General features: G+C 60.6%; 6 protein-coding genes and 1 riboswitch. Of the genes, 2 read left to right on the forward strand and 4 right to left on the reverse strand.

Annotated elements, in window-relative coordinates:
• The first annotated feature begins 28 nt into the window (after nucleotides 1-28).
• Nucleotides 29-3,601, forward strand: a complete 3,573-nt coding sequence (locus QK296_RS26715) for a transporter substrate-binding domain-containing protein (protein ID WP_244641761.1) — start codon at nucleotides 29-31, stop codon at nucleotides 3,599-3,601.
• A 133-nt stretch (nucleotides 3,602-3,734) separates the two neighbouring features.
• A complete protein-coding gene (locus tag QK296_RS26720; protein WP_032892429.1) occupies nucleotides 3,735-4,157 on the forward strand; it encodes a hypothetical protein in 423 nt (140 codons plus the stop codon).
• Between the two features lie 76 nt (nucleotides 4,158-4,233).
• On the opposite strand, the gene QK296_RS26725 is transcribed toward QK296_RS26720, so the two are convergent.
• The 4 genes from QK296_RS26725 to QK296_RS26740 form a co-directional block, all read right to left on the reverse strand.
• Nucleotides 4,234-5,208, reverse strand: coding sequence for an ABC transporter substrate-binding protein (locus tag QK296_RS26725; RefSeq protein WP_137204782.1), 975 nt, complete (start codon nucleotides 5,206-5,208; stop codon nucleotides 4,234-4,236).
• Nucleotides 5,205-5,564, reverse strand: a complete 360-nt coding sequence (locus QK296_RS26730; RefSeq protein ID WP_003190374.1) for a (2Fe-2S) ferredoxin domain-containing protein — start codon at nucleotides 5,562-5,564, stop codon at nucleotides 5,205-5,207. Before QK296_RS26730 ends, QK296_RS26725 begins: the two co-directional genes overlap by 4 nt.
• Nucleotides 5,564-7,486 carry a TonB-dependent receptor gene (locus QK296_RS26735; protein ID WP_120249128.1) on the reverse strand — a complete coding sequence of 641 codons (1,923 nt, stop codon included), beginning with the start codon at nucleotides 7,484-7,486 and terminating at the stop codon, nucleotides 5,564-5,566. Before QK296_RS26735 ends, QK296_RS26730 begins: the two co-directional genes overlap by 1 nt.
• A 90-nt stretch (nucleotides 7,487-7,576) precedes the next feature.
• Nucleotides 7,577-7,783, reverse strand: a riboswitch (cobalamin riboswitch).
• Between the two features lie 61 nt (nucleotides 7,784-7,844).
• Nucleotides 7,845-8,924, reverse strand: coding sequence for a 3-deoxy-7-phosphoheptulonate synthase (locus QK296_RS26740; protein WP_034135289.1), 1,080 nt, complete (start codon nucleotides 8,922-8,924; stop codon nucleotides 7,845-7,847).
• Nucleotides 8,925-9,782: the final 858 nt, after the last annotated feature.

Here is a 9,782-nt window from a genome sequence, read left to right on the forward strand (position 1 = left end):
GTTTATCAGGTTCGTCACGATCCTTTGGATGAGCCTGTTACCTCTGATCGCGGTGGCCCTTGAAGAGCCTCACGCTTTGCGGCTGTTGGGGCACTCTCATATCGAAACCCCGCAAGTGGCGCTTGACGAGGCCGATTGGCGTTGGCTGCGTGAGCGACGCTCGTTGCTGATGGGCGTTTCGGCGCCCGATTACGCACCTTTTGACTTGACCAATAACAACGACGAACTCGAAGGGATCACGGCTGATTTTGCCGCATTGGTCGGCCAGGCCCTGCATATCTCCATCGAGGTTCGGCGTTACGACACCCGCGATGAGGTGGTCGAGGCGCTGAAGCAGGGGGTGGTGGATTTCCTCGGTTCCGCCAATGGCTATGAAGCGGCCGACCCGCAACTGCTGCTGTCTCGCTCTTATGCCAACGACCAACCGACCCTGGTGACCCGCAGCGGTGACAGCCAGGTATTGAATGACGGCCTGGCCGGCAAGCGCGTGGCAATGCTCTATCACTACATGCAGCCCGACGCCGTACGGGCGTTTTACCCCAAAGCCCAGTTGGAACTGTTTGCCTCGACCTTCGAAGCCATTGGCGCCGTGGCGTTTGGTCGTGCCGACGTCTACCTGGGGGATGCCATCAGCAGCAATTACCTGATCAATCGCAACCACCTCAATAATGTACGCATGGCGGATTTTTCCGGCCTGGAAGTCAACCCGTTTGCGTTTGCCGTCACCCGGGAAAACACGCGTTTGCTGCCCATCCTCAATGCCGCGCTGGAGGCGATTCCCGCCAGCGAGCAGATGGAAATCCTGCGCCGCTGGAGCGGAGGTAACCTGGGCATAATCGGCGTTGACCGGCTGCACTTGAGCGCCAGTGAGCAACGCTGGGTGCAGAAAAACCCACGGGTCAGGGTCGCGGTGCTCAATGACTTCCTACCGTTATCTTTTATTGGTGGTCGAGGTCAATTCGAAGGGTTGAGTGCCGAGGTGTTATCGCGCATCAGCTTGCGCACCGGCTTGAAGTTCGATGTGGTGCCAGGCAGTTCGTTGCCGCGCCAGGTCAACATCGTCAGTGCGGGGACGGCGGACATGCTGGCGGTTATCACCCCCAGTGTGGAGCGGGCCGAAAAAGTACGCTTTACCCGGCCCTACCTGACCAACCCCTTTGTGCTGGTAACCCGTGACAGTCCACACAGCCCGCTCACGTTGGAGGAGATGGTTGGCAAACGCTTGGCCATGGTGGTTGGCAATGGCCTGCACGATGAGATAGCGCAGAATTTTCCAGGCGTGATGTTTGTCGATGTGGAGAACCCCCAGCAAGCCATGGCGCTGGTGGCCAACGGTGACGCCGATGGTGCGGTCAACTCATTGATCAGCGCGCGCTATTTGATCAGCCGGTATTACCGCGACCGCTTGCGTGTCACCAGTACGGTCGGCACTGAGCCTGCACGCGTGACCTTTGGGGTCAACCGCAGTCAGTTGGAGTTGTATTCGATCCTCGACAAGGCGCTGCTGAGTATCACCCCGCAGGAAATGGACGAATTGATTGGCCAGTGGCGCAGCGAGGTCATCATCGAGGACAGTTACTGGTTGCGTTATCGCAACGTGATTCTTCAGGGTTTTGGGTTGGCGGCGCTGTTGTTGGCCGTCACGCTGGGCTGGGCCATTTACCTGCGCAGCCTGATTCGTAAGCGGCTACAGGCCGAGCGAGCGCTGAGCGATCAGATGCGGTTTATGAGCGTATTGATCGACGGCACGCCGCACCCGATTTACGTGCGTGACCGCCAAGGGCGGTTGATGGCCTGCAATAACGCCTACCTCGACGTGTTTGGCTACAAGCTTGAAGACGTGATCGGCAGGACGGTGGTGGAAACCGACGTCGAAAACCCGCCACAGGCCCAGTCGTTTCATCAGGATTACCTGCGCTTGATGGCGGGGGGCGAGCCGCAGATTCATGACCGAATACTCAAGGTGCCCAATGGCGATGTGTTGACCATTTACCAATGGATGCTGCCGTATCGCGACGGCGACGAGAAAGTAGTGGGCATGATTGCCGGTTGGGTCGACGTGAGCGAGCGGCATCGGTTGCTCGGCCAGCTACAGGAAGCCAAGGACGATGCCGATGCCGCCAATCGCGCCAAGACTACCTTCCTGGCGACCATGAGCCACGAGATCCGCACGCCCATGAACGCCGTAATCGGCATGATCGAGCTGGCGTTGAAAAATGCCGAGCAGGGGCGGGTCGACCGCGACGCCCTGGAGGTGGCTTCGGTGGCTTCGCGGGGCATGCTGGAGTTGATCGGCGATATTCTCGATATCGCGCGCATTGAGTCTGGGCACTTGTCGCTGACCCTGGAGCCCGCCAACCTGCATGAGCTGTTAGCGTCGGTCGCGCGCGTGTTCGAGGGGCTGGCCCGCGCCAAGGGGCTGGCGCTGCAGGTTGAGCTGGACCCGTTGATTGACCGGGCGGTGCTGGTCGACCCGCTGCGATTCAAGCAGGTGGTATCGAACCTTTTGAGCAATGCCATCAAGTTCACTTCTCATGGGCAGGTCAGTCTGGTTGCGCAGGCGGTGGTCGAGGACGATCGCTTGGCCGTCCAGTTATGGGTGCAAGACACCGGCATCGGAATCAGCATCGCCGATCAGCAGCGGTTGTTCAGTGTGTTTATCCAGGGCAGCAATAACCAGCAGTCGGCACGTAGCGGGTCTGGGCTGGGGTTGGTGATCAGCCGCAGCTTGTGTGAAATGATGGGTGGTCAATTGCACTTGAGTAGCGTGCTGGGGCACGGTACTCGGGTGGACGTGACGTTGACCCTGGCCATGTCCGCCACGCTGCCGGCCCCGGTTGAGCCTGCGCAAGAGGCGGCGCCTGAGGGCCGTGCGCTGAAGATTCTGGTGGTGGACGACTACCCGGCCAACCGCTTGCTGCTGGCTCGACAGTTGAGCTTTCTGGGCCACCATATCGTCACGGCCGAAGACGGTGTTCAAGGGCTTGAACAGTGGCGAGCGGGGCAGTTCGACGGCGTCATTACCGATTGCAACATGCCGTTCAAGAACGGCTATCAGCTGGCACAGGAGATTCGCGCGCAAGAGCGTGAACAGGGTCTGGAACCCTGCCTGTTGCTGGGGTTCACCGCCAACGCACAACCGGAGGAAGCCGAGCGCTGCCGGCAGGCGGGCATGGATGGCTGCCTGTTCAAGCCAACCGGGCTTGACGACTTGCGGTCGGCGCTGGCCTCGCGTGTGGCCGACGCGGGCCCGCAGCCCGTGGCGACATTTGACTTGAGCACATTGGTCGCGCTGACCGGCGATGATCACGCTGCGCTTGTCGAATTGCTGGCGCCGTTGCTCGAAAGCCTGGAGGCAGACCGTGCCTTACTGCCGCGCCTGGCCAGCCAGGCAGATTTTGCCAAGCTGCACGACCTGGCTCACCGTGCCAAGGGCGGCGCGCGGATGGTCAAGGCAAACCTATTGATCAGTGGGTGTGAAGCATTGGAGGCAGTGTGTGAACAGCGCGACCCTCAGGCATTGGGGCCAGCGGTTGAGGGCGTGGCTGAAGCGATCGATGTTTTGCGTCATGGCTTGAGCGCTTATTGCAATCAGCCTTGACTGCGGTTGATCGCCATTCGGGAAATTTGGGAAAACTCTTACGCAAACCGGGAACATGCCTGATTTTGTCGTCGGCATATGTCTGGAAAATGGGCAGCGCTCACTGCCGAGCACTGCCTGCCAGGGGTTTGCCATGCCGAACAAAGCACTGACCATCCTGATTGCCGATGAACAGCATCTGCAACGCCTGTACATCGAGAAAATGCTCAACCGGTTGGGCTATTACCGGATCGTGCCGGTGCAAACGTTCGAAGAGGTGCGGATTCTTACCGCCATTCCTGCCGAACCCTTCGATGTGCTGATAATCCATGCCGGGCTGATGGCCCAAGCCTATGAACCTCAGCCCCAGGTGCGTCATGTACTGGTCTACGAACATCTGGACCTGGGCGCCCCGTGCGGTGTAACGCCGGCCGTGCGGGTGCGCCTGCCGGGCGTGCCGGACCACGTCAACCTCGAACACTTCATGGACATCGTCGACCCCTGCGAGACTGCCCACGGCCTGCGGGTGTTGCCGTGGCTGCGGGAGCTGTCCCGCATGCCGGTGGCCCGGGCCTAGTCCACAGCGATTGCTTGTAGGAGCGAGCTTGCTCGCGAAAAACTCGCAGGCGCCGCGTTTATTCAGGAAGCGCGCGTTACCGTTGACGTTTTTCGCGAGCAAGCTCGCTCCTACAAGAGGGCGCTTCAAGGGGGGACTGTATGCCACTAAGTTTGCGCGCCAGTTCAATCGCCACCTTGCCGCTGTCGGCGCCGGGTACTAAATGGGTAAACGGAATATCGATCATCCGGTTCTCACGCACCGCTCGCAGCGTCGATAGCACCGGGTCGGTGGTCAACAATTGGCGCTTGCGGCTGGCGGGGGACCAGAGGGCGTCGGCCAATAGAATGATGTCAGGGTCTTTTGTCAGCAAAGTTTCGCTGTTCACGGTCACCCGCGAAAGAGGTGCATCAGCCAGCACGTTACGGCCACCCGATGCCGCCAGCAGGGCGGTGACAAACCCTCGTTGACCTTCACTGGCGAGGCCGTTGACCTCACTGTCCAAGTAAAATACCGATACCGGTTGGGCGTTGTCAGCCAATGCCTGGGCATGTTGCAGGTCGGCGTCCAGTGCGTCGCTCAGGGCCTGGGCGCGTTGCGATTTGTGCAGCAGGGCGCCAAGGGTGAGCAGGTCCTGGCGGATGTGCTCGAAGTAATCCAGGTTGTGCCCGGCGCACGCGGACTCCAGCAGGTAGGACGCCACGCCGTTATCGGCCAGGCCCGTGCGTGAGCTCACGCCCTTGCCGAACGCGCTGGCGAAACCGCCCACCACCAAGTCGGGGCGCTGTGCATACAGCACCTCGCTGGAGGGATATTGGGCGGCAATCACCGGCACTTCGAAATACCGGCCCTGTCGATGCGCTTTGTCACTGTCGTCCAGATAGGCCACGCCCACCATTGAAGGCCTGGCATCCAGCGCCAGCAAGAGGTCGGCCGCGTGTTGATTGAGGGCGACGATGCGCGAGGGTGGCGCGTGTGGCAGTGCCCAGGCCTGGGCGCAATTGGTGTAATTGTCTGCCTGCACCGGTGTTGCGCAGAGCGGGGCAATCAAGCATACGCACCACATTTTCATGCGCGCTCCTTGAGCAGTAGATCGTCAACCACTTCACCGCCTGCCAGGTGCATATCCACCAGGCGTATCACATCCGCCTTGCTGTGCACGCCGTACCAGCAGCGCTGCGGGTAAACCGTGAGTACCGGCCCGAGGTTGCAGGGGAACTGGCAATGGGTGCGGGTCAGCAGCACGCCGTCGGGCACTTCGATGCGTTGCAGCTCCAGCAACCGGCGGCGTAGGGTTTTCCACAGTTGCAAGGCTCCACGCTGGGTGCAGCGCGGGCCGGTGCACAGGAACACATGGTGGCTGTGGTCAGGAATTCGCGACCAGTCGGGGTGGGTGTCGACCCCGTCGATTGGCGTGATGTCAGCCATCAGAAGCGATACCTGTAACGCACCTCTGCGGTGAAGGGGCGGCCGAGGTTGTCGACGTTGTTGGCGCGACTGGTGACGTAGTCGCGGTCGAACAGGTTTTCCACCAGCAGGCTCAAACGATGCCGGTGGGCACTGTCCAGATAGCGATAGGCGTCGGCGTCCACCACAGAATAATGCCCGTACTCGACCTGCTTGGCGCTGATGACATCGCGGATATAACGCAGTGCCGCGCCTGCACCCCATAGGCGGTTTTGCGATTCAAAACCGATGCGTGAGCGGGCGAAAAAACTGGGAATATCGTTAAGGGTGACCCCGGCGCGGGATTCGGTCAGGTTGCGGGTCATGTCGGCCTGCACGCTCCATTGGTCGTTGAGCGCCAACCTGGCGTCGGCCTCGAAACCGCGCATCTGGATCTGGCCCTGACCATTGACCCACTGCACATCGTCTAGAGTGATCAGGTCGGTAATCTTGCGTTTGAACAAGGTGACGCTGGCGCTGAAATCGCGTTCCGCAAGTTGCCCTGTGTAATCAACGCCCAGCTCGGCGTTGCGGCTTTTCTCCGGCTTGAGGTGGCGGTTGCCCTGTTCGTCCGCTTCGTTGACGAACAGCTGTTCGGCATTGGGCAGCTTGTAGGCGGTGCCGTATTGGCCGCGCAAGGCCCAGTGATCGTTGAGGTTGTAGAGGGAGGTGAGCATACCGACGGTGGCACTGTCACCGCCGCTCATGGCCTCGTGGCGTACGCCGAGGCTGGGGTGCCAGTCGGGCAGGGCGTCGATCTGCGGGCGCAGTTGGCTATACAGCGCGTGGGCCTGGGCTTTGTTGTCGTCGATCACCAGCACATCGTCCTGGCCCTTGAACCATTGGTTGTCGCTGCCGACGATCACTACATGGCCGCCCGGCAACTCGGCTTTGCCTTCGGCTTGCACGCCCCAGTCGGTGAAGCCCCAGTAGTCGTTATGGTTGATAACCTGGGTACCACCACCGTCTAGGTTGTTGAGGCGGGTATAGCGGGTATCCCAATCGTTGATGTGGCCCTTGACGAAATAACTCAGGCGTTCGTCGAGGCTTTGCTCGAACGTGGCTGTGGCGATTTGCTGTACACGGTCGTTGGTAGTTTTGTGGGAGGCTACCGGACGGGCGAAATCCAGGTTGGCGTCGGCGTATTGGTAGAACAGTTCCAGGCGCGAATCATCGCCAAAAGATTGAACTGCTTTGGTACCGAAGGTAGTGACTTCGTAAGAGCGTTTCTTGTCCGTGACATTTTTCATATCGCGATTGCGAAACGGCTGGTAGCCCTCGGACGCGTTGCGGCTGACGTAGGCCAGCACGCCCAGGTCGCCCCAGCCGTTGCTGAAAATCTTCTCGACCCGTGCGTCACCCGTGGTGCCGCCGAAGGTGTCGAGGCCCATATTCACTTCGCCGGCAGCCGCCCGCGTTTGTGGGCTGCGAGTCACGATGTTGATCACGCCCGATACCGCCTGGGTACCGAACAGCAGGCTCTGGCCGCCCTTGAGCACTTCGATGCGTTCAATGGCATTGGCCGGCAGGGTGTCGAGGTACAGGCCACCGTACAGGCGGTTGTTCAAGCGCACGCCATCGAGCAGGATCAGGGTGTCATCGTTGCGCCCGCCGAGCAGGGAATAGGTGCCATAGTCGAACGGGCCGTTCTTCGGCGCCACATACAGCCCGGGAATGAACATTTGCATCACCCGAGACACGTCGGCTGAAGGGCCGGCCCGCTCGATCTGTTCGCGGCTGACCACGTTGACGTTGCTGCCGTACTGGGCCATGGCCGCAACCGTGCCGGACTCTACTGAGGGCGCCGAGACGATTTGCGGGTTGAGCACCAAGGGAGTGTTGTCGGCCAGCAGCAACGGGCTGAACAGGCAACTGATCAAGGGAGTGAATGAATGTCGGATCATAGTCTTCTCGAAAGTATCTTCGCAGAAGCACGCAAGAGAAGGCATCGAGCACACGCCAATACCGGCCCATGCCCGCCCACCGCAGGAGTTTGCCAAACAGAAATTCCAGGCCGGTCTCCGGGCTCATGCGTATGGATACCTTCACCTTCCCATGGCGCGAGGGCCACAGTGGTGTGTCGAAGGGATCACGCATCTACCGTTGCGGGGGCAGCACCGGACTTGCTCAACATGAGCGTACCGGTTTCCCGTTTCACCCCAAGCACGGCGGCAGGGGGCACCTGAAACAGGCGGGCATCTGAACACTCGCACGAGTGCTCGTCAACTTTCCCGCCTCTCCCAGCTGTATGTTTTTCACCGATCAGTCGGCTTTGCCGTGCTCCCGCAACCGCTCAGCGGCACTGCGTAACAACTGCTCGGTCCCGTCCCAACCCAGGCAGCCATCGGTCACCGACACGCCGTATTTCATCGACGCGCTCAGCGGCTGGCAGCCTTCGAACAGGTGACTCTCAAGCATCATGCCGACCAGCGAGGTATCACCTTGCAAGCGCTGCTCCAGCACCTCATTGAATACCGCCGGTTGGCGCAGCGGGTTCTTGCCGCTGTTGGCATGGCTGCAATCGACCATGATCCGCGCCGCCACCTTGGACTTGGCCAGGTCATGCTTTACGTCGGCCACGCTTTGCGCATCGTAGTTGGGCCCACGGTGGCCGCCACGCAGCACCAGGTGGGTGTCGGGGTTGCCGGGGGTCTGGATGATCGCCGGATGGCCTTGGCTGTCGACGCCGAAATGACGATGCGGGTGAGACGCTGAACGCATCGCATCGCAGGCAATGGCGACGCCACCGTCGGTACCGTTCTTGAAGCCCACGGGCATGCCCAGGCCGCTGGCCATTTCGCGGTGAATCTGCGATTCGGTGGTGCGTGCGCCAATGGCGACCCACGTGAGCAAGTCATCGAAGTAGCCGGCCGCCATGGGCTGCAGCAACTCGGTGGCGACCGGCAGGCCCAGGCGCAGCATTTCACGCATCAGCTCGCGGGACAGGGTCAGGCCGGCGGCCATATCATCGCTGCCGTCCAGGTGCGGGTCGTAGGCCAGGCCTTTCCAACCCACCGTGGTGCGCGGTTTCTCGACGTAGGCACGGATCACCAGCAGCATCTGGTCGCTGACTTCAAGCGCGAGCTTCTTCAGATTGCGCGCGTATTCCATGGCCGATTCCGGGTCGTGGATCGAGCACGGGCCGACAATCACCAGCAAGCGTGAATCTTCACCATTGAGGATGGCGCGCACGGCTTGGCGATGGGCGTGGACTTGTTCGTTGAGGAACGGACTGAGCGGGAGCTGATGCTTGAGCTCAAGGGAGCTGGGCAAACGCTGGGTCAGGGCTTCATTGGCACTGTTGAGGGTAGAGACGGGCAAAGCGGCGACGGAGGAGTTCATATTCAAGGCTTCCTGGGCAAGCGGCGGGCGATTCCCGCACGCTTGGCCTACTGGGGTGTTCGACAATTGGCCGTATCGGCTACGTGTGTTGGCTTGCCACCACGGGGTGACCGGTCGGAGGCGGCAGGCTGTCCCGAACGGAGCTGGCTAAATCGCCATGCAGTGCAAGTGTCGTAGCGGTAATAGGTGGTGAAGTTCATGGTGTGATTCCTTTAAGTGATCGTGAGCAAACAGGTTGTCAGGCGCTGAAAAAACAAAACCCCCGGTCGGGGAGCCGACCGGGGGTTTAGATTTCTCTGGTAGGCGACCCCTTGAGTAGTGGGCGCCGATTTCAGGTATCAGGCGCGCCAGTGGCTAAACCAATACCCAAAATAAAAGCCGGCCAGTGCGCTCGAACCGTTCACACGGGTAGCCGACACCGAGCGCAAGGCGCTGGCAGCAGGGCAAACCTGAGTGTGGGTGAGTGGCAACATGGGGCTCTCCAAATGATGGGGGGAGCTTACTAGAGGCGTGCAGGTGGATTCAATCAGTAATTTCTATTGTGTGGCGGTACTTACCGCTATGGGCAATGCTGGACCTGTGGCGAGGGAGCTTGCTCCCGTGACGGACTGACAGGCGACGCTGATCTAGCTGACGCACCTCGATCCAAATGTGGGAGCTGGCTTGCCTGCGATAGCGGCCTGGCAGCCGATACCTATCTACCTGACACCCCACGATCCAACTGTGTGCGGGCTTGCTCGCGAAGGCGGTCTGGCAGTCAACACAGTTGGATTGTGTGCATATCCATTCCTGCGGTAACGGCGACTTAGGGTTCCGCCTGACGGCGGGTCACTTTGGAAAAGAGCCCCAAAGTAACCA

It is taken from the genome of Pseudomonas sp. AL10 (genome assembly GCF_029960685.1).
Classification (GTDB): Bacteria; Pseudomonadota; Gammaproteobacteria; order Pseudomonadales; family Pseudomonadaceae; genus Aquipseudomonas; species Aquipseudomonas lactis.

Coding starts and splice junctions, on each gene's coding strand:
- QK296_RS26720 (WP_032892429.1), top strand. CDS start 3,735: ATGCCGAACAAAGCACTGACCATCCTGATTGCCGATGAACAGCATCTG.
- QK296_RS26730 (WP_003190374.1), bottom strand. CDS start 5,564: ATGGCTGACATCACGCCAATCGACGGGGTCGACACCCACCCCGACTGG.
- QK296_RS26715 (WP_244641761.1), top strand. CDS start 29: ATGAGCCTGTTACCTCTGATCGCGGTGGCCCTTGAAGAGCCTCACGCT.
- QK296_RS26725 (WP_137204782.1), bottom strand. CDS start 5,208: ATGAAAATGTGGTGCGTATGCTTGATTGCCCCGCTCTGCGCAACACCG.
- QK296_RS26740 (WP_034135289.1), bottom strand. CDS start 8,924: ATGAACTCCTCCGTCGCCGCTTTGCCCGTCTCTACCCTCAACAGTGCC.
- QK296_RS26735 (WP_120249128.1), bottom strand. CDS start 7,486: ATGATCCGACATTCATTCACTCCCTTGATCAGTTGCCTGTTCAGCCCG.